This is a genomic window from Bradyrhizobium sp. STM 3809, from assembly GCF_000239795.1.
In the GTDB taxonomy this organism is placed as follows: domain Bacteria; phylum Pseudomonadota; class Alphaproteobacteria; order Rhizobiales; family Xanthobacteraceae; genus Bradyrhizobium.
In genome coordinates, this window is the sequence record NZ_CAFJ01000131.1 from 1 (window position 1) to 531 (window position 531).

Below are 531 nucleotides of genomic sequence, written 5' to 3' on the forward strand. Positions count from 1 at the left end.
AGCGGCCTGCGCCGGCGGGTCGGCCGGAGACGCAGCCGGCGGCGGCGCAGCCGGTGCCAGCGCCGCCTGGTTGCCCGGTGCCGCGTCCGGCCGCGCGGTCATCTCGGGCGAACGCGCGCATGCAGCGAGCGAGGCGGCTGACAGCGCCACGATCATCCAGCGAACGAGCGCGGCCGCGCCTGTCGTGCTGCATCCGCCCGCGCCGGTTCCGAGCGCGCTGGCCTCGTCGTCGACGCCCGATGCACGTCCGCGGTGGTCCGACGCCATGTCCCTCCTCCCGCATCCCAGCGGGAGAATTCGACCGGGCAAAGCCGACGTTCTGGCGACGGAACCGTGACCACAGCGGACCTACACGGTGGAGTCACGAGGGAGAAATATCGGCTTGCTCATCGTAGGGTGGGCAAAGGCGCGAAAGCGGCGCTTCCTCACGCGAGATCGACGCGGCGCCGTGCCCACCGTCTCGCTGCAGAAGACGCTGATCGCCACCGCCTTGCCTGCCCGGCATCGGTCTACCGAACGGCTGTTCGGCTC

General features: G+C 71.6%; 1 pseudogene. It reads right to left on the minus strand.

Annotated features, from left to right (window positions below):
• Nucleotides 1–267, minus strand: a pseudogene (locus BRAS3809_RS06605) (septal ring lytic transglycosylase RlpA family protein); the annotation flags it as partial.
• Nucleotides 268–531: the final 264 nt, after the last annotated feature.